The sequence below is a fragment of the Psychrobacillus sp. FSL K6-1267 genome, assembly GCF_038003265.1.
Taxonomy (GTDB): Bacteria; Bacillota; Bacilli; order Bacillales_A; family Planococcaceae; genus Psychrobacillus; species Psychrobacillus faecigallinarum.
This window is the reverse complement of record NZ_JBBOOR010000001.1, coordinates 3,075,091-3,099,627: the sequence shown is the minus strand read 5'-3', so window position 1 is coordinate 3,099,627 and position 24,537 is coordinate 3,075,091. Positions and strand designations below refer to the sequence as shown.

The window sequence follows — 24,537 nt, the reverse complement described above, 5'->3', positions numbered from 1 at the left end:
TTTCTGCAATTTCATTGAACTACTTGTCGGTGTTTACATAGGCTTCGAAATTCTCTATTTTATCACGTAAAGGTATGCCATCTACATCGCCTGTGCCGTTGTATCTCCCTATTTTTCCGGGTTCTGTTTTCGAAAAGATAAATTCTTCTTTTAACGTATGAGAAATTTTCTGTCCCTGGCTGTTTGTTAAGGAAATTTCAACGATAGGACGATAAATATTTGGATGATCCTTTTCCTGTTCAATTTGAACTTTCTCTAAATGTATGGAAATGTCGTTATCCAATAGAAAATGATTATATTTGAAGACCATGACAGTATTAATAGCTTGTTTCAACTCATTTTCCGTAAAGTATTCACTAAAGCTAGAATAATAATAATTCATATAGTCTTTGTATTCCTTTGAATCTAATAGTTTGTCGTACTCTTCTTGGCTCTCCGCGCTTGTTTTGCTTTGCAGATCAAACCACTCCTGCATTAAACGTTCAAGCTCCTCATCTGGTCCATTGTATTCTCTTTCAAGTACCGCCATAATAACTTCTTCATTAGTGAGAGACTTAGCTGTTTGCTCTGGTTCGGAGGGCATGAGATACGTAATGATTAGAAAGGAGGCTATCGCAACTATTGCTAATGAAATGATGGCTGGAAATACTCTTCGTTTTTTCTTTTCCATTCGTCCCTTCACTGCTAGCCATGTGTTGCGTCTTGCTTCATTAGAACGCTCGACATTCTTCATATCCGCGAAAAGCTCATCAAATTCCTTTGACGGTTCCATCTGCATAACCTCCTTTTTGGTGAAATTCCTTTTTTAGTGCCTCAAGTGCACGCATCATTTTCATCTTTACCTTTGCCTCGGTCCATCCAAGTATGAAGGCGGTTTCCTGGATCGAGCACTCCTGAACCTTTCGCAGGATGATAACCTCTTGATAGTCTTTTTTTAGCAATCGTAAGGAGTCGTACATTCTCGTAAGCTGTTCTTTTTGTTCAAAGCTACCTTCGGGTGTAAGTGCCCTAGTTTCTAAATCATGCTCTTTTTCAAATGAAAAAAATTGAATCACTCTTTTTCTTCTAAAATAATCATAGGTAACATTGCGAGCTATTTTTAGTATCCATGTAGCAGTAGAAGCCTGCTTATTAAAGGAATCAACTCCTTTAAATGCTTTATAAAATGTTTCTTGTGTTAGATCCTCCGCACATTCCTTATGGCGGACAAGCAAGTAAATGTAGCCGTAAACCCGGTCGCTGTGGTCTCTATATAGCTGTTCCATTTCCATCTTCTGACCTCCCTTAAAGCAATAGACGAAGGAACTTTTAAAAAGTATCGCTTTTAAATAAAGTAAAGGTAAATGATTCTTCCAAGTAGACTTTTGCGAAGTGACGAAATAATTTGAAGTCAATACATGCAATCTAGTTATTTATTTATTTATTTATTTATTGAAGCGACAGGCGACAACTCCAGCGGGAGTTGGGAGACAGATAAGACATCACATACGACGCGTTAGCGACGGTGATGGCTTATCGCTCCCCCGCGGAAAAGCGTTCGCCTAAAGCAAAAATCAAGCATATTTTGTGTTGTTTTCTATATTACTATTTTACCTTTTAAGGAATAATTTGTACGCATAACTTTACACACGCTTTTGATATCTAATAGGATTATAATGAGTGAAGGTAAATGTTATTGGAAGGAGGTATAGAAAAATGATAGTCCATTTCTATACAAGACCGGGGTGTCATTTGTGTGATGATGCGAGAATGATGCTGAAGCTAGTCCAAGAGGACGTGCCCTTTCAAATAGAAGAGCATAATATAGAAGAGGATGATCAGCTGCATGAAAAGTATATGCTCATGATTCCCGTTGTGGAATATCAAGGGGAAATCATACAGTATGGGAATGTAGACTATGTGACTCTGATGGAAGCATTAGAAAATTGATGCTTCCAAACACAAATATTGCTATTTTGAATATATTAAAGTATTATGATTATAGAAATTAAATTTTTTTGAGTAGATGGGACATTTTTGGTGTAAGTGGGACAAAAACGTCACCACTAAGGTTGGGATGTGACAAATGGATTCTTTTCTAGGTGCGCAACTAAAGCTAATGCCAGAGATGAGTGACTTGCTTCAAAAGAGGTATCGTATTCTCCAAACAATCCAGCTGACCAAAGGTATTGGCCGAAGAGTTCTAGGTGAACAGCTAAGCTTAACCGAGCGTGAAACTCGTAAGGAATTGGACGCTTTAAGGACTCAAGGCTTGATAGAGGTTTCTCGTGAGGGAGCTTCGATTACAGCTGAGGGCAATGAAGTATTAACAGAGTTAAAAGAAGTAGTTCGTTTGTGGTCGGGTCGATCGCAGATGGAGCTAATGTTAAAAAAATATTTAAATATAAAAGATGTGATTATAGTTCCGGGAAATGTAGATAATGATACAAATACATCTATGCTTTTATCGCAGGAGGCTGCAAAGTATTTAGAAAGTATTTTACTGAATGAACACATTATCGCAGTTACCGGTGGGTCAACGATTGCATCCATCTCCCATGCAATGACGGAGTCGTCCAGATGGAAGGACTTGTTGTTTATTGCAGCTAGAGGAGGGGTAGGGAAGGATGTCCGGCTACAAGCAAATACAATAGCGTCTTTGTTTGCTAGTAAGATGAATGGATCCTACCGCACGTTATATATACCTGACCGCTTAAGTGAGGAAGCATATATGACGATGAAGAAAGAGCCTTTTATTCAAGAAATGATGGACCTTTATGAAAGGACGAACATCATTATTCATGGAATAGGCGATGCTTTAGAAATGGCCAAAAGAAGAAATTCTAGTGACGAGGAGATTGAGCTTCTGAGAAGTAGAGGAGCGGTCAGTGAGTCGTTTGGCTATTATTTCAACAACCAGGGTGAAGCAGTTCACCATATTCGAACAATTGGCGTTCAGTTAAACCAGCTTCAACATATAGAGCATCTACTTGCGGTTGCAGGCGGGGCAAAAAAAGCAAATGCACTTATTTCTTATTTCAAGCAGGCACCATTGCAAACTGTCTTAGTAACAGATGAAGGTGCAGCAAACGAAATGATGAAAGTAATTCCAAAAAACATTTAGGAGGAATTTATAATGACAGTAAAATTAGCTATTAACGGATTTGGACGTATCGGACGTAAGGTTTTCAGAGAAGCTTTAGAGCAAAAGGATTTAGAAGTAGTAGCAATCAATGACTTAACAGATGCAGCGATGCTTGCTCATTTATTGAAATATGATTCTGTACACGGTATCTCTAATGCGGACATCACTTCAGAGGGTGAATACCTAGTAGTTAACGGGAAAAACATTCAAGTATTCGCAGAAAAGGATCCTTCAGTACTTCCTTGGAAAGACCTAGGAGTAGACATCGTAATCGAATCTACTGGCGTATTCAGCACAGTAGAAAAAGCAGGCAAGCATTTAGAAGCAGGAGCTAAAAAAGTTATTCTTTCTGCTCCAGCGAAAGACAATATGCCGACATTCGTTATGGGTGTAAATGAAGAAAAATATAACCCAGAAACAGATCATGTAGTTTCAAACGCTTCTTGTACAACAAACTGCTTGTCACCAGTAGCAAAAGTATTACAAGATAACTTTGGTATCAAACGTGGGATGATGACAACAATTCACTCATTCACAAATGACCAACGTATCTTAGACTTACCACATAGCGACTACCGTCGTGCTCGTGCAGCATCTGAGTCTATGATTCCAACAACAACTGGAGCAGCAGCTGCAGTAGCGAAGGTTCTACCTGAGCTAAAAGGAAAATTAGATGGTATGGCTGTTCGTGTACCGACACCAAACGTATCACTAGTCGACTTTGTAGCAGAGCTAGACAAAGAAGTAACTGTAGAAGAGTTAAACAAAGTGCTTCGTGAAGCTTCTGAAAATGAACTAAAAGGAATTCTTGAATACAACGAGCTTCCATTAGTATCAATCGACTACAATGGTAACACTGCTTCTTCAACTGTAGACGGACAATCTACTATGGTATTAGGTGACAACCTTGTAAAAGTATTAGCATGGTATGACAACGAATCAGGCTACTCTGCACGTTGTATCGACCTTGCATTATTAATGGCAAAAAAAGGGTTATAATTTAAAGCACTAAGCCTTTCAAAAGCCGAGGAACATTAGTTTTTGAATAGCGTTAAAGTATAATAACCTCTATAATAAAAGAGGGTAAAGGAGCAAAGGTTACCCCTTTTGCTCCTTCTTTTTTTAAGTAGGCAATTCAATTACATAAGGAGGCTTATTTTATGAAGGAAAAACAAACAATGAGCGATGTAACGTTAAAGGGAAAATGCGTCTTTTGTCGAGTAGACTTCAATGTACCAATGGAAGACGGTGCAATTACAGATGATACTCGTATTCGTGCAGCACTACCTACGATCCAACACTTAATCGAGCAAGGAGCAAAAGTGATTCTTGCAAGCCATATGGGTCGCCCAAAAGGGGAAGTAAAGGAAGAGCTACGATTGACAAAGGTTGGCGAGCATTTAGCAAAGCTATTGAATAAGCCTGTCACTAAATTAGATGAATCAATTGGAGAAAAAGTGGAACATACTATCTCTGAAATGAACGAGGGAGACGTTGTTCTTTTAGAAAACGTCCGCTTCCACGCTGGAGAAGAGAAAAACGATCCAGAGTTAGCAAAAGCGTTTGCTTCGTTAGCGGATGTATATGTAAATGACGCATTTGGTGCTGCTCACCGCGCACATGCGACAACAGAAGGTATTGCTAAGCTACTTCCAGCAGTTTCTGGATTGTTGATGCAAAAAGAATTAGATGTATTAGGAAAAGCTTTATCTACACCTGAACGACCTTTCACAGCTATCATCGGTGGAGCGAAGGTAAAGGATAAAATCGGTGTCATCGATCATTTATTGGACAAGGTAGACAACATCCTAATCGGTGGTGGACTGTCTTATACATTTACGAAGGCACAAGGCCATGAGATTGGAACTTCTCTTTTAGAGGAGGACAAAATCGATTTAGCTAAGTCTTTCCTTGAAAAAGCGAAGGAAAAAGGCGTGAACTTCTATTTGCCAATCGATGTGGTTGTTGCAGACGAGTTCTCCAAGGATGCAAATACGAAGGTAGTGCCAATCGACCAAATCCCTTCAGACTGGATGGGCTTAGACATTGGTCCTGAAACCGTAAAGCTTTACGATCAAGTCATTAAAGACAGCAAGCTAATTATTTGGAACGGACCAATGGGTGTGTTTGAAATGGATGCTTTTGCAAACGGAACGAAGGGTGTTGCCAATGCAATGGCGGAAACCTCTGGGTATACAATCATTGGCGGAGGAGACTCAGCTGCAGCTGTAGAGAAATTTGATGTAGCAGATAAAATGGACCATATATCAACTGGTGGAGGAGCTTCCTTAGAGTTTATGGAAGGTAAGGACTTACCAGGCGTATCGGCACTAAACGATAAGTAAATGGAGGAGATTTTATATGCGTAAACAAGTAATCGCAGGAAACTGGAAAATGTACAAAACGCTTTCTGAGGCAAAGCAATTTGCTAGCGAATTAAAAGCGAAGCAACTGGACACAACGAATGTAGAGGCAGTCATCTGTGCGCCTTCTCTATTTTTAGAGTCATTAGTTAACGAGACTAAGGGATCTTTTATTTCAATCGGTGCTCAAAACATGCATGAAGAAAAGGAAGGAGCGTTCACTGGTGAAGTGAGCGGTCAACAATTACAAGATTTAGGCGTAAGCTATGTCGTAATTGGTCACTCCGAAAGACGCCAATATTTCAACGAAACCGACGAATCAGTCAATAAAAAAGCAAAGGCTGCATTTGAAAATAACCTAACGCCAATCATCTGTGTTGGAGAGTCGTTGGAGCAACGTGAAAGCAACGAAACAGAAAGCATTGTTTCTGCTCAAACAACAGCAGCTCTAGAAGGTCTTACAGAAGAACAAGTGAAAAACACAATTATCGCCTACGAGCCAATCTGGGCAATCGGAACTGGCAAAACAGCTACGGCTGATGATGCAAATGATGTATGTCGTGCAATCCGTGAAACGATTTTAGATGGTTTTGGAGAAGAAGTTGCAAGTGCGGTCCGTATCCAATACGGTGGCAGTGTGAAGCCTGAAAATATTGAGGAATTGCTTTCTAAGGAAGATATTGATGGTGCATTAGTAGGCGGGGCGAGCTTACAGGTAGATTCGTTTGTGAAACTACTGGAGGCTGGTGCAAATGTCTAAAAGTCCAGTTGCCTTAATCATTTTAGACGGTTTCGGACTAAGACCTGAAACTTATGGTAATGCAGTTTTTCATGCAAAAAAACCAAACTTCGATCGATATTGGAACGAATTCCCGAACGCGACCTTGATCGCTTCTGGGGAGGCGGTTGGCTTGCCAGATGGACAAATGGGTAACTCAGAGGTTGGTCATTTAAATATCGGTGCTGGAAGAATTGTTTATCAAAACCTTACACGCATTCATAAATCTATTCGTGATGAGGAATTCTTTAAAGAGCAAAAGCTTTTAGCTGCGATTGAGCATGTGAAGCAAACGGGTGGAAAGCTACATCTTATGGGCCTTCTATCTGATGGTGGAGTTCATAGTCATTATTCTCATTTATTTGCTTTATTGAAGCTTGCTAAAGCACAGGGGCTGAACGATGTTTTCGTACATGGCTTCTTAGATGGACGTGATGTTGGTCCACGCACAGCGGTAGGATACGTAGAGGAAACAGAAAAACAAATGAAGGATATTGGTATAGGCCAGTTCGCATCTATTAGCGGCCGCTACTATGCAATGGACCGTGATCGTCGTTGGGATCGTGTTGTCCTTGCCTATAAGGCGATGGTAGATGGAGTCGGTAAAACGGCTGAAACAGCAACTCAGGGAGTACTTAACTCTTATGAGGAGGATATTGCAGATGAATTCGTCGTGCCATTTGTCATTGAGAAAAATGGACAGCCGGCTACTACTATAGATACTGGTGATGCAGTCATCTTCTTTAATTTCCGTCCTGACCGTGCAATTCAGTTATCGATGGCGTTAAATACTCCATCGTTCGATAGCTTCCCATTAAGCGAAAAGCATCCGAAGAACCTTAAATTCGTGACATTCACTCATTATAGCGATGAGGTAGTGGCGGATGTAGTATTTGAAAAAGTAAATTTATCTAACACGATCGGCGAGGTTCTTGCAGCTCGTGATAAAAGACAGCTTCGTATAGCCGAAACTGAAAAATATCCGCATGTGACATTTTTTATGAGTGGTGGTCGAGAGGAGCCATTCCCTGGAGAACAACGAATTCTCATTAATTCTCCTAAGGTGGCAACGTATGACCTTAAGCCAGAAATGAGCGCTTATGAGGTAACCGACGCTTTAGTAGGAGAGATTGCATTAGACAAATTTGATGCAATTATCTTAAACTTTGCAAATCCCGATATGGTAGGTCATAGCGGAATGCTAGAGCCAACCGTTAAGGCAATCGAGGCAGTGGATACTTGCCTTGGCAAGGTGGTAGATGCAATTTTAGCAAAAGGCGGCCAGGCAATTATTACTGCTGACCACGGAAATTCCGATGAGGTAGTCACTATCGAGGGTAACCCGATGACCGCTCACACGACCAATCCTGTTCCAGTTATAGTGACTGAAAAGGGAGCAACACTTAGAACAGACGGAATTTTAGCCGATTTGGCTCCAACCATGTTACACTTATTAGGTATAGAAGCACCGCCTGAAATGACAGGTAAAACATTAATCGAAACGGAGAGTTGAAAATGCCAATTATTACACAAATTCAAGCTCGTGAGGTATTAGATTCACGCGGAAACCCAACAGTTGAAGTAGAAGTATTCACAGAAAGCGGAGCATATGGCCGCGCAATCGTACCATCTGGTGCATCTACTGGTGAATACGAAGCAGTAGAACTTCGCGATGGCGACAAGTCAAGATACCTTGGAAAAGGTGTATTAAAAGCGGTAGAAAACGTGAACAACGTAATCGCGGCAGAATTAGAAGAAAATTTCTCAGTGTTAGACCAAGTTGAAATCGACCATGCAATGATCGAGCTAGACGGTACTGAAAACAAAGGTAACCTAGGAGCTAACGCAATTCTAGGAGTTTCTATCGCAGTAGCACACGCTGCAGCTGACTATTTAGATGTACCTTTATATCAATACCTAGGCGGGTTTAATGCAAAACAACTTCCAGTTCCGATGATGAATATCGTAAACGGCGGCGAGCATGCTGACAACAACGTAGACATCCAAGAATTCATGATCATGCCAGTAGGAGCAGAATCATTCCGTCATGCTTTACGCATGGGCGCAGAAATCTTCCACAGCCTAAAATCAGTATTAAAAGATGCTGGCTTAAACACAGCTGTTGGTGATGAAGGTGGATTCGCACCAAACTTAAAATCAAACGAAGAAGCACTTTCTACAATCATGACCGCAATCGAAAAAGCTGGCTACAAACCAGGTGAAGAAATCCTTCTAGCAATGGACGTAGCATCTTCTGAGCTATTCAACAAAGAAGACGGCAAATACCACCTAACTGGTGAAGGCGTAGTCAAAACTTCAGAGGAAATGGTTGATTGGTACGAAGAGCTTTGCAATAAATACCCAATCATCTCAATCGAAGACGGATTAGACGAAAACGACTGGGCTGGCCACAAGCTTCTAACAGAAAGACTTGGCAAAAAAGTTCAGCTAGTTGGAGACGATCTATTCGTAACTAACACGAAAAAACTAGCACAAGGAATTGAGCAAGGCGTAGGCAACTCAATCCTAGTAAAAGTTAACCAAATCGGTACACTTACAGAAACATTTGACGCAATCGAAATGGCAAAACGCGCTGGCTACACAGCAGTCATCTCCCACCGCTCTGGTGAATCCGAGGACGTAACAATCGCTGACCTAGCAGTAGCAACAAACGCTGGCCAAATCAAAACAGGAGCACCATCCCGCTCCGACCGCGTAGCAAAATACAACCAACTACTACGTATCGAGGACCAACTATACAACACAGCTCAATACCTAGGCAAAAAAACATTCTATAACCTGAAATAAATAATGGTAGATAACTACTTAACACTTTTGTGTTAAGTAGTTTTTTTGTGGGAAGATTTGTGTGGAGCGTGGGAAGTGTTGCGGAGATAGGGAGAAGTGTTGCGAGAAAGAGAGGAAGCATTGCGGGAAATAAAAGAGTTGCGGGAAATAAGGAAAGTGTTGCAGAGATGAGTCGAAGTGTTGCAGAGAAGGAGCAAAGTGTTGCGCGAAAGAGAGGGAGCATTGCGGGAAATAAAAGAGTTGTGGGAAATAAGGAAAGTGTTGCGGAGATAGGGAGAAGTGTTGCAGAAAATGGGCAAAGTGTTGCGCGAAAGAGAGGAACCATTGCGGGAAATAAAAGAGTTGCGGGAAATAGGGTAAGTGTTGCAGAGATAGGGAGAGGTGTTGCAGAGAAGGAGCAAGGTGTTGCGCGAAAGAGAGGAACCATTGCGGGAAGTAAAAGAGTTGCGGGGAAATAGGGAAAGTGTTGCAGAGATTGGGAGAAGTGTTGAGCAAAAGGATAGAAGTGTTGCAGAGATGAGGCAAGGTGTTGCACATCAGGGAAATGCGGAACGTTGCAGAGACGGAGCGGAACCTTGCACAGATTGCGTGCAACATTGCGGAGATAGAATAAAACCTTGCACAGATGGAGTGAAACCTTGCGGAGACGTGCATAAACATTGCAGAAATCACGAAACTCTTGCAGGCCCATCATAATTTGCTAACGAGTCTCAAAAAAAGAGAGCAGGTACATCGCCTGCTCTCTTTTCTATTTAAAATATATACGGGCCGACCAAGAAAAACATAATGGCAAGATTCATAAAGGTCGCGTATAAAATCATATACGTGTAATCTTCCTCTTCTGGGTTATAGCGGGCAAGGAATAATGGAACGACCGATAGAACAGCTCCTACGACTAATAAACCAACAAAATGCCAGCTTTCCGTAATGAATGGAACATTTGCAATGATCGTTTCCACCTTCGTAAAGCGATATAAGAAAAAGATTTGCAACGCTAAAAGCGAGACGACATGGATAACAAATCCTAAAAAATAGGTTCTTTCATATTTAAATCGGTTTAGAATGACTGTGCTCAAATAGGATATCCCAAATGCAAGGATGATCCATGCAAAGGCAAACAGTACTAGCATTAAGCCGTTAAAGGATTTACTAAACTGGGTGTAGGCTGCTTGCTTGTAGTCCTCCTTGGAAATTTGTTTGCTCTCTTCTATTTTGATTGGGTCAGAGGAGGTGTAAACTAATTCCCTTTGAGAACCATTCATCTCTAAAAAGGCAACGGTCTGCTTGTCTAATATGACAGGGCGCTCGTATCTGATACCTGATTTGGACAACAATGTAGCCTGAATCGTGCCATTAGTTAGCGGCCCCATGAACACTTGGTTTTTATTGCCGGCATAGGTTGCGGTAAAGGCTATTAACGTTTGTCCGTCCTGCTGAAGTACAGTTGGCTGGGTAATGTCATCTAATGTGCGACCGTCCTCTTCATGCTCAAATTTTAGCTTCGTCAGCTGAATGGTTTGATTTGGCGAAAGATTAAAAGATGCCTGTTGGATCACCTTCGATTTTGCACCACCAGAAACAATGGTTGCATCCATTAGCAGCAAGTACTCCTCTTTTGACTGCTCAATAATATTTAAGGAGGATACTAAGCTTGCTGTACTAGTGAACTTGAATAATTGGTTAGGCTCGTTCGTTAGAGTGTATACGCTAAAGCGGTCTCCCTGAGTATCCTTTGTTATAGCAAAGATGTTATTATCAAAAATTTTAACATCATAGATAGGCTCATCCATCCCATAAGCTTGCTCTTGACCATCCTTCAAAACTGTTAACTGACGGTCCTTGGTCCAGTAGACTAACGTATCGTCCGATTTTACGAAATCCTCGACATTTTGGGCAATTTCCTTGTTGCCGTTCTTTGTGCTGAAATGAAGTAAGGAATAATTTTTAATATAATAAGAGTCCGTTTCATCACTCCAGGCATTAGTGCTTGTACTAGTTAAGGCCAGACTGCGAGCTTCCTTACAGCTTAAGTCCAAATCACAGGAGACGATGGTTTGCTGCTTGAAATTTCTAAGAGCAAGTATGTAGCTATTCTCCTTATCTAATACTTGAAAATTCGAATAATTAGAAGCAGGGATATCGACCGAAAAAGTTCTGCTCCAATTATCTGATGGTAGTTTCGTTTCTTCCTTTAATGTAAACCAATAGACGGTAGCGATTAACGCTAAAAGAATGATGCTGGTCATTGCAAATAATTTTTTGTTCACAATTAATCTTTCCTATTCATTATGTATTTTTACAAAATAAACCATTAAATCTTTCCTATTTCATTTTACCGCTAGATTATGAGAAAATATATGATATTATTTAGATAACTACTTTAAAGTTTATAGACTGTTGTCAGTTCTATTTAAATTTGGTAAAATTATAAGTGTTGTGAAGTTCTAATCAGGAGGTGTAACAATGAATACATTATTAATGACATTATTAATCATCGTCTCACTTGCTTTGATTGTAGTAGTATTATTGCAGTCAGGTAAAAGTGCTGGACTTTCAGGAGCCATCTCCGGAGGAGCTGAACAACTCTTTGGAAAACAGAAAGCTCGTGGTATGGATTTAATCTTACATAGAGCGACTGTCGTACTTGCAGTATTATTCTTCATTTTGACGATAGCTGTTACTAAATTTTAAAAAACGAATGTATACGCCTAACCATACTTTCATTTGGTTAGGCGTTTTCTTTTATATTTGGGCATACATAAGATAAAATTAATAATGGTAAGATATATATATAGTAGAAAAGAAATGCTGTTTTTGGATATAGGAGGTTTTATTGGAATGCGTATCACTACACCAAAGCCGTTTTTCTTCGAGGCAGGAAAACGAGCAGTATTATTATTACATGGTTTTACCGGCAATTCGTCCGACGTCCGGATGCTTGGTCGGTTTTTAGAAAAAAATGGCTACACTTCCTTGGCGCCACATTATAAGGGACATGGTGTACCACCGGAGGAGCTGCTAGAAACTGGCCCAAAAGACTGGTGGAAGGATGTTATGAAGGCATACGACCGGTTAAAGGCAGCTGGCTATGACGAAATTGCCGTTGCTGGATTGTCTCTCGGAGGCGTATTTTCTTTGAAATTGGGGTATACAGTACCTGTAAAGGGAATAGTAACTATGTGCTCTCCAATGACGATGAAAACGACCGACGTCATGTTTGAGGGCGTCGTAAAATACGCGAAGGAATATAAGAAATATGAAGGTAAAAGCGAGGAACAAATAGAAGAAGAAGTAGAGGAGATTCGCAAAAATCCGATGCAAACACTGGGTGAGCTGCGAGAATTCGTCTATGAGGTCCGCGATCACGTGGATCATATCTATGCGCCACTTCTCGTCACACAGGGGAAGCTTGATACAGTCATTGACATAAATTCTGCAAACTATATTTATGAGCAGGCTGAATCGATTGAAAAAAAGATAAACTGGTACGAGGAATCTGGTCATGTCATTACTCTTGGACCAGAAAAGGAAACGTTACATGAAGATATATTAAACTTTTTAGAATCGCTGGATTGGAATGTGTAAAACAGACCAATTCCGCACAATCTGAAAAGGGAGGGATGTTTAGATGGAGAATATGAAAGAACAATTACTGGAGTTAATGAACTCAGAAGAATATAAACCGATGACCACCAAGGAATTAGAGGACCATTTCGGACTGACCGAGGCTGATGACTTCAAGGAGCTAGTAAAAACACTAGTTTCTATGGAGGACAGCGGAGCGGTTGTACGCTCAAGATCTAATCGTTATGGTGTCCCATCTCGCATGAATTTAATCGTCGGGAGCTTCATCGGTCATGCAAAGGGCTTTGGATTTGTTACACCCGAAGAGGCTGGAATGGATGATATCTTTATTCCCCCAACGGAAATTAACGGGGCAGTAAACGGTGACAAGGTGCTTGTTCGCGTATCGAAGGAATCATCAGGAGACCGTAGAGAAGGTACGATTATTAAAATCACTCAGCGCGGGATCTCTCAGGTTGTTGGTACGTTCCAGGATAATAAAGGCTTTGGATTCGTTATACCAGATGACAAAAAAGTGCCGATGGACGTATTTGTTGCTAAAGGCGACACACTAGGAGCAGTAGATGGACATAAGGTAGTTGTAGAGATTACCGATTGGCCGAATGAAAGAAAGTCTGCAACAGGGATTGTCACGAAAATCCTTGGACATAAAAATGATCCAGGTGTTGATATTCTATCAATCATCTACAAGCATGGGATTACGATTGACTTCCCACAGGAGGTAATCGATCAAGCAGAGGCTGTTCCAGATCAAATCGCAGAAGGTGAACTAGAAGGACGCAGAGATCTTCGTGATGAGGTTATCGTCACAATTGACGGAGCAGACGCGAAGGATTTGGATGATGCAGTTACAGTTACGAAATTGCCTGACGGTACATATAAGCTTGGCGTACATATCGCAGACGTAAGCCACTATGTAACAGAAGGTTCAGCTCTTGACCGCGAGGCATATGACCGTGGAACAAGCGTGTACTTAACCGATCGTGTTATTCCAATGATTCCGCATCGTCTATCAAATGGTATTTGCTCGCTTAACCCACAGGTGGATCGTTTAACGCTTTCATGTGAAATGATCATCAATGGCTCTGGTATGGTGACCTCCCATGAGATTTTCCAAAGTGTGATTCGCACAACAGAGCGAATGACTTACTCGGATGTGTATAAAATTCTAGAAGAAAAAGATGAAACATTAATCGAGCGCTACAAAGATCTAGTGCCAATGTTCGAGAATATGGCTGAGCTTGCAGCAGTGCTAAGAAAGAAACGTGAGGAACGCGGAGCAATCGACTTCGATTTCCCGGAAGCTAAAATTCTAGTAGACGAGGACGGCTGGCCAACAGACGTAGCTATTCGCGAGCGTACGGTGGCTGAGAAGCTGATCGAGGAATTCATGCTAGCTGCCAATGAAACCGTTGCAGAGCACTTTAAATGGCTGGATGTGCCGTTCATTTACCGTATCCATGAAGATCCTAAGCCAGAAAAGCTTCAACGCTTCTTCGGCTTCCTAACGAACTTCGGTTTAGTAGTAAAAGGTACGGGCAATGACATTCACCCGAAAGCACTTCAAGAAATCATTGAAAGTATCGAGGGAATGCCAGAGGAGCCAGTTATCTCAACAATGCTTCTTCGTTCCCTACAGCAGGCAAAGTATTACGGAGAATGCCTAGGACACTTTGGTTTATCAACTGAGTTCTATACGCATTTCACATCTCCGATCCGTCGTTACCCTGACTTAATCGTACATCGTCTGATCCGTACGTATTTAGTGAATGGGGATGTTTCATCCGCAACTATCAACCATTGGGGTGCAATCATCGACGATATCGCAGAGCATACATCGAAACGTGAACGCCGTGCAGTAGATGCAGAGCGTGACACGGATGCACTGAAAAAAGCACAATACATGGCAGATAAAATCGGTGAGGAATTCGAGGGTATCGTTAGCTCGGTTACGAACTTCGGTATGTTCATCGAGCTGCCAAACACAATCGAGGGTCTTGTCCATGTGACGAACATGACAGACGACTACTACCGCTTTGACGACCGTCAAATGATGATGATCGGTGAGCGCTCTGGCAAACAGTTCCGTATCGGGGACGAGGTAACGGTTCGCGTTTCAGCTGTAAAACCAGAGGAAGCCGCTGTAGACTTCGAGGTTGTAGGCATGAAAAAATCCTTTGGCCGCAGCACACGTAAGGAAAGTCCTAAGGTCATCCATGCATCTAAAAAAGGCACTGGCAAGGATAGAAAAGACAAATCACAGCCAGGACCGAAAAAAGGAACGAATCAGAAAAAGAAATTCTATGAGTCCGTTGCGAAGAAATCCCAAAAACGCAAGCGACCAAAGAAAAAATAAAGAGGGAGCGGCCTAGGTCGCTCCACCTAGCTTTAGACAGGGGTGAATAGAATGGCAAAAAAGCATGACGACAAGCCACTAGCACAAAACAAGAAGGCCAATCATGACTATTTTATCGAGGAAACAATCGAGGCAGGTATCGTCCTACAAGGAACCGAAATCAAATCGATTCGTAACGGGAAGGTGCAGCTAAAGGATGCATTCGTGCGCATTCGTAACAACGAGGCATGGATATCCAATATGCACATCAGTCCATACGAGCAGGGTAACCGCTTTAACCACGATCCGCTGCGTTCTCGTAAGCTATTGCTACACAAGAAGCAAATCAGTTCTCTTATAGGTGAAACAAAGCGAGAGGGCTACACAATCGTACCGCTCAAAATGTACTTAAAGAACGGCTACGCCAAGGTCCTAATCGGCATCGGTAAAGGGAAAAAGGATTACGACAAGCGCGACACACTAAAGAAAAAAGAAGCGAAACGCGACATTGAGCGAGCATTCAAGGATGCCCAACGATAATAGCAGCTTCCTAGTTATCCTGATAGTGGAAGTGTGTATCACTTGAATTTTGACCTAATTTGATGTATAGTTATCTATGTAACGAAGCTTACATTATTCCATAAACGGGGACGTTATGGATTCGACAGGGATAGTCTAAGCTTGAGTTGCGCGTCAGAGGCTCGGCTCTGTAAAAACGGAACTTATAACAACAGGCAAAACAAACAACAACTTAGCATTCGCAGCGTAAGCTCGGATCTGCTTTATCTATCCATCGCCCATGTGGCTAGGTAGAGCTCACTCTTAGTGGGATACGGTTGGCAGTGCCACTTGAGCTGTCAGCAAGAGATTTCCAAGTTAGCGTACAGGACGCCCGCTTATCGGCATAATGCTACGCGAAACTTCAAATAGGTAAGATACACGCGTAGAAGCTTAAGTGTTAGAGTTTCTGGACGCGGGTTCAAATCCCGCCGTCTCCATAGTTAGAAATCATATGATTTCATACAGTGTCAAAACCCTTGGTATTCAAGGGTTTTTTCTTTTGAGCTGTTTCATTGAGTTTCAATGGATTTCAAACATCCATGGTCAAAACCATGGTCAAAAACTTTTACAGGTTCATAAAGTTTTCTAACTTATTGATTGCTTCATCTTTTGCTTTATCGGATACATGAGCATAGATGTTCAACGTCGTCTGTGCATCAGTATGACCAAGGCGATCTTGAACCTCTTTAATTCCTACGTTTGCCTCAAAGAGAAGCGAGCAATGTGTATGCCTAAATCCATGAGTTGTTATTTTGGGAAGTTGATATTTTATTAAAACATGTTCGAGCCATTTGCGTGTTTTAGTAGGTTGTAAAAACTCGTTTTGTTCATTACTGAAAACAAGTTGATTACGTTGTAATGTATTAAATCCTAAAAGATGATAATCTTCTCGTTGTTGCTTTTTCCACTTTATCAAAATCCCCATAGTGGTTGAGTCCATTTTAATTGTACGAGCAATACCTGTCTTCGTGGTTTTTACATAAAGTTTATTGTTTTTCCCTCTTGAAATGGCTTTATTAATACGAATTTCATTATTTGTGAAATCTAAATCTTTCCACGTCAATGCAAGGGCTTCTCCTTTACGCATACCACTGTAGGAAAGAAGTTGAAATAACACATATGCTTTAAAATTACTTTCTTGCTCCATGCATTTAAGAAATTCAATAAGCTGTTCTTTAGTGTAGAAGTTTTCAAATTCGTCTTCATCATCAATACGCAACTTTTTCAATTTCTTCGGCATTTCTACTAATGAAAGTGGATTTTTCTCAATATATCCACGCTTAATTGCAAAATCAATTACCTTGGAAGCGTAGGACTTCACGGTACGAAACTTTTTTAACTTATCTGCCCATTCATCGACATGTCTTTGACATGCTTCCACGTTTATTTTTTCAATCCTATATGCTCCAAAAGCAGGCAAAATATGATTCTTGAAAATACCAGTTGTCTTAATAAACGTACTTTCCTCAACCGTTTTTTCATATTGAGTAATCCATAACTCGTAAATTTCTGCGTACGTTTCAATTTGTTTTTTTTTGAATTTTCCCTTGCTAATTTCAAGTTTGATTTGTGCTAAGGCCTGATTTGCTTCTTTTTTCGTCTTGAATCCACGTCGAGTAGTATATTGTTCCTTACCAGTTAAAGGGTCAGTACCACAATATACTTTAAACATGTAGCATTTTTCATTATTCTTTTTTGTGTACATTTTGATAGCGTTAATTGTAGATTTACTCATTTTTCCTCCTATTTTCTTACGGAGACAAGAAATAGAGAGTAATTGTTGCCTATTATATGGAAGCAACATATTTATCATATATGATTAGAGCGACGATACTCAAGTTTCACAGTTTAGTAAATGGATATTTACAGAAAATAGATGAAAATAAAAAGGACTGCAAAAATGCAATCCTTTTTATTTTTAACACATTAATTAACAATAGTTTGTATAACAAGCCGAATAACATTTATACAGGGCAATAACTTATTTATATAGCCATAAACGTTTCTAATCTATTAACCGCAACCTCTTTTGTTTGTTTGGACACGTGAGTATATATGTTCATTGTTGTCCTTAAATCAGAATGGCCGAGACGATCTTGAACTTCTTTCATAACACAGCCTGCCTCAAAGAGAAGTGTGCTGTGTGTGTGTCTAAAGCCATGTGTTGTGATATGAGGAAGTTTATATTTTGTTAGAATGTTCTGAAGCCATTTACGGGTAATAGTGGGTTGTAAAAAATCATTGTAACGATTATTGAAAACAAGTTGGTTTGGTTGCAATGTATCATATCCTAAAACGAGACAATCTTGTCTTTGTCGCTTTTTCCATTCATTCAAAATCCCCATAGTGGTTGAGTCCATTTTCAAATTCAGGGTAACTCCTGTCTTCGTAGATCCAATAAGCAGTTTATTTTCTTTACCTTTGGAAAGAGCTTTATTAATACGAATTTCATTTTTGCTGAAATTTATATCATCCCAATTTAGGGCAAGTGCTTCACCTTTACGGATACCACTGTATGCGAGCAAACGAAAAAGAGCGTAGGCTTTAAAGTTAGATTCTTGTTCCATGCACTGTAAAAATTTATTTAACTGTTCTTTAGTGTAAAAATTTTCACTTTTAACTTTAGCATATTGAACTTTTTTTGTACGATTCGATATCTCTACCAATGCAAATGGATTTGTTTGTATATACTCACTTTTAATCGCAAAATCAAGAACTTTTGAAGCGTAAGATTTCACAATTCGAAACCTCTTTAACTTATCGGCCCATTCGTACATATGTCTTTGACATATAGCATAATTTATCATAGTTATTTTATAATCACCCATAGCAGGTAATATATGATTACGGAAAATACCTGTTGTTTTAACAAATGTACTTTCTTCTACTGTTTTTTCGTATTGTGCAATCCATAAATCATATACTTCTTGGTATGTTTCAGCATGTTGCTTACGAAATGTACCATTAGCAACTTGAAGTTTTATACGAGCTAACGCATGTTCTGCTTTCTTTATTGTCTCAAACCCACGACGAGTAGTATATTTTGACTTCCCTGTTAATGGATCAACGCCAAGATAGACTTTGAACATATAATACTTTCTATTCTTTTTAATATAAGGTTTAATTGGATTTGTTTTTGCTTTATTCATCATGTCTTCCTCCTAATGGTTATACGGAGACAAGATATAGGCTGTGAAAGTTGCTATCATTTACACAATAGCAACATCTTTTTCATACAAAATTAATGAAGTGAATCCAAGTAATTCTGTCTTAAACCTTTACCTTTCTCCGAATGTTGTTTTCTTAGTAGCTTTGACTGTTTAGAAAATTATCAATCTCTTTTTTTGATACACGTTTTATACCGTCGATCTCACTGACCTTTAAGCCCATTACCCGAAATTTAATGAAGGTATTGTAAGAAACGCCAGCGTACTTTGCTCCTTCTTTTAAACTCATCCATTCAGATGTTTTTGATTGATATTCTCTTATAACTTGATCAAGTGTGGTAATAATTAAATTTTTAAACTCTACTTCAAGAGTTGTAGAGACTAAAGGGTTTATGATTTGTTCCATATTTATATCTCTCCTTGTTGAATTGTTTGATATTTTGAGGTTGTTTGGATATTAGATAAGTGAAAATGTCGTACTATAATGACATTTTCCTGAAGTGTAAATAAGAGGTTTTAGAAGATAGGGAATATTGAATGGTAGATGTTAGAGTAGTTATTGAATGATTGTTTTGATTTCTACCGTTACAAATAAAGTAAGAAATTAAAATGGGGAATTTGGTTTGATTTCAGAAAGCGACAGTTCAGTCATAATTGCATTCATTAAGTGGCATCTCCTTAGTTTTAGTGGATTTTTGTGGGGTGATGAGGGTTTATTGAATTCTTCTACATGTTTAATATATTAAAAATATGAAATTATTTCAATAGGTTAGTGGTTCCAACCTTTTATATAACAAATAAAAATACTGTAAACTGTTATATAATAAAATGTTGTTATAAAGATAACGGTATGAATAGTGTAAATAGAGTTTTGAATCTTGAAGTCACCATTCTTATAGGTGATCAGAGAATCCAATGGCAAAGATAAATCTGATGACAAGTCAAAGTATAATCGAATAGGAGATTTTCTAATGAATAGACCAAGAGCCTATGGCTCATTTGTAAAAAGAGGAGAATATATTTTTAGAACATCAGCATTTATTCAATGGGGCGACTCGGAAACATCTATCGGGGCTTGTCTATTACTAAATCCAGGGTCTGCGACTCTTAATAATGCATTAACTTATGAACTTGATACAAAGGGTTCGGTAAGTGGTTGGGTAAAAACTGAAGATCCTACAATGCAACAATTAATATCAATTGTAGAAGGAGTTTATGGAAAAGATAAACCCATAACGGGTCGATTTCATATCTATAATCTATTTAATCTGCAAAATACGAAATCGCAGAACGCAGTTGACGAGCTTGAATCACTTGTTCAAACATTTAGGTATGACATCGCAGAATCGTTAGCTTCAATAAGTGAATTAAAAGAACATCCTTGGATTCTATTGGGGTGGGGAGTTAAACATGAAAGTAGATGGACAAAACTTGAACATATAAAAAAACATTGGAGAGAACAGATAGAGCAATCAGGGGTTCCTACTTTCGGTAAGAAACATACTATTAGGGATGACTACTATCATCCGTGTCCTCTTATCCCAACACAAAGACCAATCATAGTGATTGAACTTGTATCAATATATAATGAGAAAATCAAAGTGCAATTATTACCTATCCCAAAAAGGTCTGAGAAGGGGAAAGCAATTAAAGGGAGTAAATTTCTTCTACAAAAATATGTAAACAGCAAGCAAGGTGAATTGAATAAACTTATTTTAATGAGTTCTCCCTCCTTGATCTCTTTTATAGATAAGGAACTATCTATAGAGTGGAAATCTCCGCTTATGGAAACTGACTATCAAGAATACAGAAATGAGTTTTTAGAACTGGTAGATGAATGGAAGGATAAAAGAACTCAATTAGAGATGTATTGGGCTAAGAAAGGGCCACAGTGGGATGGCATTGCCGTTTTGGAAGGAAAAAATGGACAAAATGGTTTATTGTTAGTAGAAGCCAAAGCACATGTACATGAAATGCGGTCAAAAATACAGGCCAAGGATGTTAGAAGTAAAGCGGTGATAGAAAGTTCGATAATGGAAGTAAAGCGAGCTATGGGATCTCAGGTATCTATAGATATCTGGTTAAATCAATATTATCAATTGGCTAATAGGCTGACATATTTATATGTATTAAATGAAAAAGTCGGTATTCCAACTTGGCTAATCCTTGTAAATTTCGTGGATGATTGCACCCATATACAGACGGATTCTTTAAAATGGATACAACATTATCAAGAAGTTTATAATCAAATGGGCATAAGTTCCTCGACTACAAACTTATTTAATCAAATAATTACCATTTTTCCGAATGATAAATAAGTACAAATAATTTTCATAGAATTTAATCAGTTGGAATGACGGATACGTCGGTAAGAGAATAGAATGAATTTCTACTTATCTTGCTGATATTAATTTAACTTATATTGGTTCGAGAAGAATAGTAGAAGAAGTTCTACAATACGAGCAAACTTAACAAGGCGGATTCAATTGAATCATCGTTCTGAATCTGCTTTTTTAATATATAAAGAAGACGTAAAAATTATCTTAACAGAATACGCCATTGAAAGTGAACTTGTAAATCATAGGAGTTACTTTTACTACCATTACGCTCTTGTCGAATCCGTTTCTGTGGAATCATACTATTTTTTAAGGTGAATAGTGGTTATACTTAAATGCATTTCATATCATAACTGAGGTGAGGAATTTGGAGACAAAAAATACGATAAGCTGGGATGAGATTTCAGATTTAGTTGAAGAACTTTTAGAGGAAATTGGTTGGTCAGATGATATGAAAATTCTTTGGGCTGAAAAGTCATGGATCGGCATCGAAAATAATGGACTTGCAGACTACAGAAATGAACTTGAAAGGTGTAAAGTATACATCCGTCTAATTTCGATGGTTGTTTTGTACGGTGAGTTTTGTTCTATAACTACTGAAGAAACATTTAGTACAGATTTTCATAGTTGGATGGACAGAATTGAACTAAGCCCCATCCGTATTGGTCAATTAGTTGGATCCTCGTTCGACTTGGAAGAATATGATGAATATGATTTAATAGATTCTGCAATTGCTGAATTAGTAGATCAAACAACTAAAGATGTTATGAGATCAATTAGTAAAGAATTTGGTGGTATTAATAAATTATTTGTAGGTCTATGGTTGACATATGAGAATCTTGAAGAGTACTTCGATGAAGAAGACGATGAAGAATCTCAATCAACAGTAGATGATTTGATAGGGTATGAAGCACTAATAATTAATAAAGCTGATTTTGTGTTAAATCACGAGATATCGTTCAGTAAAACGGAAACATACGAATGGTTGACTTCATTGTAATTATTACTACAAGAGATTATTGTTGATAGAAACAAAAGCACATGTACGGGAAATGTGGTCAAAAATAAATGCCAAAGATATAGTAAGTAAGAGTTGATAGAAAGTTCGATGAAAGAATCTACCCTTGCGATTATGGGATAAATAATATAATAAATACCAGAACCGAGATACATACTATTGAATTGGTACGCTATCTCTGTTTTGTATTACTCTATTAAAAAGTATTCACCGTGAATAGTTACATAATCCACGTCAATCATTGGAAATTGTTAAGACCATTCCGATATAAAAAGGGAATATCTAAATAATCTGTTCACATCTTTTATGAGGAAAATAAAAGCTTTTAATTAATACATAAGAGAATAACTAAAAAGGAAGATTAATATGTCATTTAGAATGGAAGAAGAACTCGTAGAAGAATTATTTGAATCTGCAGATATTGCAAGAAGATTGAAGGAAAAGAGAAAGAACGAGAAAATAAATCAAGAGGAGATGGCAAACCTTTTGAATATAACTTTTCATAAATATAGAAATTATGAAAAATGCCAAGAGATACCTCCTGTAAATGTTTTAAAAGAAATGTTTTACATTTTAAATATTTCGTTCGAAGATTATTTAAGTAGTGAAAGATCCTCTATCTTAGAAATTAGAAAGAAATTAAAATACGAACTTACCTATGTAAAAGGTCGAATTTATGAATTAAAGCAAGCTTTAGATAATTATACTGTTGTAGAGGATTCAATAATAGAACAAATCGAGAGATGTGATCTTCCAAAGGAGTGTTTATACACATTTAATGGAGAAGGAAAGTGGATATCTCAACAAACCTTTCTACGAAAAGGGTTATACCGAGTAAATATAAAACACTCTTCCAATGCACAGTTTATATCAGAGCTATTAGACTTGAATGGAGTACATATAAGCTCATTAACCATTTATGACGGTAAAGATGAATGTGAGACCTTACTTAAGATTAAAAAGTCTGGATTTTATATCATAAATTTAAGACAGTGTAATAGTCCGTGGACAATTGGAATAAAACAAGAAATTGAACAGAAGAATAAGACGATTGGCTGATTACTAAAAATGCATGTATTTCCAACGATATTCCTTTACACACAGCATATTGGAGTAGTTTACAAATGATGCGTAGGCTATTGTTAGTTGACCTAAAGAATTAATTTCCAAAGGGTATTACAAACAGATAGATCTAATAAAAGAAAGTGTCAAAACCAAGGACAAAGAATAATGCCTTGGTTTTTATGGTTGTTAGATAGATATGTATATTCACTAAGATATTTATTCAGTGAAAAACTTTTCTAAAAACTTTCTTTCGTATCGGAACGCATCAAATTCAAGGGGCTGTTCCTCATATTCAGGGCCATCGTTATAATACTTTTTGTAGTTTTCTTTCCACAACTGTACTGGATCATTGTTTGGATTACTTATAAAGTAATCTAATCTTTGTCTTAAATTGGTTTTATATAACTTTGTCCATTTTAAACTTTCTACTTCGTGAATGATTTGAAATTGGTATGCATGTCTAAGTTCGTGTGCAAGTGTTACTGCAGTTAACGTGCCACCAACTGCTAAAGTGTCTTTATTAATATATATTTTATTCGATTCGGGAAGGTATGCACCATAATCATTTTGAAGTTTACCAAGTTCTATTTTGGGTTTCTTTTTAATTTTCATTCTATCTACTAAAAAATCAGCAAGCTCATTAATACAATCTATCTGGCTTTGTTCATTTAGATTTCCCCAAGAAATTTCGTCGAATTTTTTGCCGATTTTTAGACATTGTTCTTTTTCGAGTTTTAAGATATCTTCCCATAAAGACATCGCTTCCCCTCCTTAAAATACAAGTTGATAATTACCAGAACTAAAATAATTATAACAATTAATTTTCCAGAATGAACCATGAAATTTTAGAAACATTGTGATATAAAAATATGTTAAGCCAACAAGTTTGTTGGCTTAGCATATTTATTTAGGCTTTTTCTGTCAATATCCGATAATCTGGGTTAGATTGAGACCAACCGCCACCTTCTTCGGCACTTTGATTTACATTTGTATCTCCATCACCATCTACCCATATTGTTTCACCATTAGAAAGGGTTCTCCAATGAGGCTCGACGGAATGAGAATTCGGATTATCTACTTGAATATAGTCTACGTTAACTTCACTATCTTGCATTACAATTTCTGCATTAACAGGGCTTGGATAACCACCATTGAAACTTCTGTTGTTCCCAACTTCACCTGTACCTATGTTTCCACCTTCGTTACCATTCACGTCGACAATATCAGCCATATCTAAAACTGAGACTCCGAGTGTAGCAATCAGTGCTGTTTTACCTATTTGTTTGGCTCCTTCTAATGCACGTTGCGAATCTCCATCTATTAATCCATTAATCTGCTACTTTTAGAGTGGTTATTTTAGAGTTTAATGAATAGTAACTTGAATCTTGAATCTATAG

General features: G+C 38.4%; 23 protein-coding genes and 1 other RNA gene. 16 read left to right on the top strand and 8 right to left on the bottom strand.

Annotated features, from left to right (window positions below; translation table 11 throughout):
• Positions 1 to 19: 19 nt before the first annotated feature.
• Together MHB55_RS15900 and MHB55_RS15895 are read right to left on the bottom strand one after the other, a co-directional pair.
• Positions 20 to 772 carry a hypothetical protein gene (locus MHB55_RS15900; RefSeq protein WP_340863635.1) on the bottom strand — a complete coding sequence of 251 codons (753 nt, stop codon included), beginning with the start codon at positions 770 to 772 and terminating at the stop codon, positions 20 to 22.
• Entirely contained in the window at positions 750 to 1,271 is a 522-nt protein-coding gene (locus MHB55_RS15895) for an RNA polymerase sigma factor (RefSeq protein ID WP_340863634.1), read from the bottom strand. Before MHB55_RS15895 ends, MHB55_RS15900 begins: the two co-directional genes overlap by 23 nt.
• A 424-nt stretch (positions 1,272 to 1,695) precedes the next feature.
• On the opposite strand from MHB55_RS15895, the gene MHB55_RS15890 reads away from it, so the two are divergent.
• The 8 genes from MHB55_RS15890 (at position 1,696) to MHB55_RS15855 (ending at position 9,531) form a co-directional block, all read left to right on the top strand.
• Positions 1,696 to 1,929, top strand: coding sequence for a glutaredoxin family protein (locus MHB55_RS15890; protein ID WP_154310109.1), 234 nt, complete (start codon positions 1,696 to 1,698; stop codon positions 1,927 to 1,929).
• 136 nt (positions 1,930 to 2,065) lie between these two features.
• Positions 2,066 to 3,103, top strand: a complete 1,038-nt coding sequence (locus MHB55_RS15885; protein WP_144538796.1) for a sugar-binding transcriptional regulator — start codon at positions 2,066 to 2,068, stop codon at positions 3,101 to 3,103.
• A gap of 12 nt (positions 3,104 to 3,115) precedes the next feature.
• Positions 3,116 to 4,123, top strand: a complete 1,008-nt coding sequence (gene gap, locus MHB55_RS15880; protein WP_144538794.1) for a type I glyceraldehyde-3-phosphate dehydrogenase — start codon at positions 3,116 to 3,118, stop codon at positions 4,121 to 4,123.
• Positions 4,124 to 4,302: 179 nt separating this feature from the next.
• Positions 4,303 to 5,469 (top strand): phosphoglycerate kinase, encoded by a 1,167-nt coding sequence (locus MHB55_RS15875; RefSeq protein WP_445678253.1) that lies wholly within the window; start codon positions 4,303 to 4,305, stop codon positions 5,467 to 5,469.
• 16 nt (positions 5,470 to 5,485) lie between these two features.
• A complete protein-coding gene (gene tpiA, locus MHB55_RS15870; RefSeq protein ID WP_340863632.1) occupies positions 5,486 to 6,247 on the top strand; it encodes a triose-phosphate isomerase in 762 nt (253 codons plus the stop codon).
• Positions 6,240 to 7,778, top strand: coding sequence for a 2,3-bisphosphoglycerate-independent phosphoglycerate mutase (gene gpmI, locus MHB55_RS15865; protein WP_340863631.1), 1,539 nt, complete (start codon positions 6,240 to 6,242; stop codon positions 7,776 to 7,778). The genes tpiA and gpmI overlap by 8 nt, the downstream gene beginning before the upstream one ends.
• Positions 7,779 to 7,780: 2 nt before the next feature.
• Positions 7,781 to 9,073, top strand: coding sequence for a phosphopyruvate hydratase (eno, locus tag MHB55_RS15860; protein ID WP_144538786.1), 1,293 nt, complete (start codon positions 7,781 to 7,783; stop codon positions 9,071 to 9,073).
• 47 nt (positions 9,074 to 9,120) lie between these two features.
• A complete protein-coding gene (locus MHB55_RS15855; RefSeq protein ID WP_340863630.1) occupies positions 9,121 to 9,531 on the top strand; it encodes a hypothetical protein in 411 nt (136 codons plus the stop codon).
• 294 nt (positions 9,532 to 9,825) lie between these two features.
• Here MHB55_RS15855 and MHB55_RS15850 read toward each other — a convergent pair whose 3' ends face one another.
• Positions 9,826 to 11,340, bottom strand: coding sequence for a hypothetical protein (locus MHB55_RS15850; protein WP_340863629.1), 1,515 nt, complete (start codon positions 11,338 to 11,340; stop codon positions 9,826 to 9,828).
• A gap of 196 nt (positions 11,341 to 11,536) precedes the next feature.
• Here MHB55_RS15850 and secG point away from each other — a divergent pair, with 196 nt between their 5' ends.
• The 5 genes from secG (at position 11,537) to ssrA (ending at position 15,994) form a co-directional block, all read left to right on the top strand.
• Positions 11,537 to 11,764 carry a preprotein translocase subunit SecG gene (gene secG / locus MHB55_RS15845; RefSeq protein ID WP_144538782.1) on the top strand — a complete coding sequence of 76 codons (228 nt, stop codon included), beginning with the start codon at positions 11,537 to 11,539 and terminating at the stop codon, positions 11,762 to 11,764.
• A gap of 147 nt (positions 11,765 to 11,911) precedes the next feature.
• Complete coding sequence (locus MHB55_RS15840; protein ID WP_340863628.1) at positions 11,912 to 12,658, top strand: alpha/beta hydrolase; 747 nt, start codon at positions 11,912 to 11,914, stop codon at positions 12,656 to 12,658.
• A 43-nt stretch (positions 12,659 to 12,701) separates the two neighbouring features.
• Positions 12,702 to 15,014, top strand: a complete 2,313-nt coding sequence (gene rnr / locus MHB55_RS15835) for a ribonuclease R (protein ID WP_340863627.1) — start codon at positions 12,702 to 12,704, stop codon at positions 15,012 to 15,014.
• Positions 15,015 to 15,065: 51 nt separating this feature from the next.
• Complete coding sequence (gene smpB, locus MHB55_RS15830) at positions 15,066 to 15,533, top strand: SsrA-binding protein SmpB (protein WP_144538776.1); 468 nt, start codon at positions 15,066 to 15,068, stop codon at positions 15,531 to 15,533.
• A gap of 106 nt (positions 15,534 to 15,639) precedes the next feature.
• Positions 15,640 to 15,994, top strand: a transfer-messenger RNA (tmRNA) gene (gene ssrA / locus MHB55_RS15825).
• Between the two features lie 125 nt (positions 15,995 to 16,119).
• Here ssrA and MHB55_RS15820 read toward each other — a convergent pair.
• From MHB55_RS15820 to MHB55_RS15810, 3 genes are all read right to left on the bottom strand, one after another.
• On the bottom strand, positions 16,120 to 17,289 hold the full coding sequence (locus tag MHB55_RS15820; RefSeq protein WP_340863626.1) for a site-specific integrase: 1,170 nt from the start codon (positions 17,287 to 17,289) through the stop codon (positions 16,120 to 16,122).
• A 250-nt stretch (positions 17,290 to 17,539) separates the two neighbouring features.
• Positions 17,540 to 18,703, bottom strand: coding sequence for a site-specific integrase (locus MHB55_RS15815; protein WP_340863625.1), 1,164 nt, complete (start codon positions 18,701 to 18,703; stop codon positions 17,540 to 17,542).
• Positions 18,704 to 18,857: 154 nt separating this feature from the next.
• Positions 18,858 to 19,127, bottom strand: a complete 270-nt coding sequence (locus MHB55_RS15810) for a DNA-binding protein (RefSeq protein WP_340863624.1) — start codon at positions 19,125 to 19,127, stop codon at positions 18,858 to 18,860.
• A gap of 565 nt (positions 19,128 to 19,692) precedes the next feature.
• Here MHB55_RS15810 and MHB55_RS15805 point away from each other — a divergent pair.
• The 3 genes from MHB55_RS15805 to MHB55_RS15795 all read left to right on the top strand — a co-directional run bounded on the left by MHB55_RS15805 (position 19,693) and on the right by MHB55_RS15795 (position 23,134).
• Positions 19,693 to 21,039 carry a hypothetical protein gene (locus MHB55_RS15805; RefSeq protein WP_340863623.1) on the top strand — a complete coding sequence of 449 codons (1,347 nt, stop codon included), beginning with the start codon at positions 19,693 to 19,695 and terminating at the stop codon, positions 21,037 to 21,039.
• Positions 21,040 to 21,424: 385 nt separating this feature from the next.
• Positions 21,425 to 22,057 (top strand): hypothetical protein, encoded by a 633-nt coding sequence (locus MHB55_RS15800; RefSeq protein ID WP_340863622.1) that lies wholly within the window; start codon positions 21,425 to 21,427, stop codon positions 22,055 to 22,057.
• 384 nt (positions 22,058 to 22,441) lie between these two features.
• Positions 22,442 to 23,134 carry a helix-turn-helix domain-containing protein gene (locus MHB55_RS15795; protein WP_340863621.1) on the top strand — a complete coding sequence of 231 codons (693 nt, stop codon included), beginning with the start codon at positions 22,442 to 22,444 and terminating at the stop codon, positions 23,132 to 23,134.
• A 222-nt stretch (positions 23,135 to 23,356) separates the two neighbouring features.
• Here MHB55_RS15795 and MHB55_RS15790 read toward each other — a convergent pair whose 3' ends face one another.
• Complete coding sequence (locus MHB55_RS15790; protein WP_340863620.1) at positions 23,357 to 23,899, bottom strand: DUF6782 family putative metallopeptidase; 543 nt, start codon at positions 23,897 to 23,899, stop codon at positions 23,357 to 23,359.
• A 148-nt stretch (positions 23,900 to 24,047) separates the two neighbouring features.
• Entirely contained in the window at positions 24,048 to 24,371 is a 324-nt protein-coding gene (locus tag MHB55_RS15785) for a hypothetical protein (RefSeq protein WP_340863619.1), read from the bottom strand.
• Positions 24,372 to 24,537 lie beyond the last annotated feature (166 nt).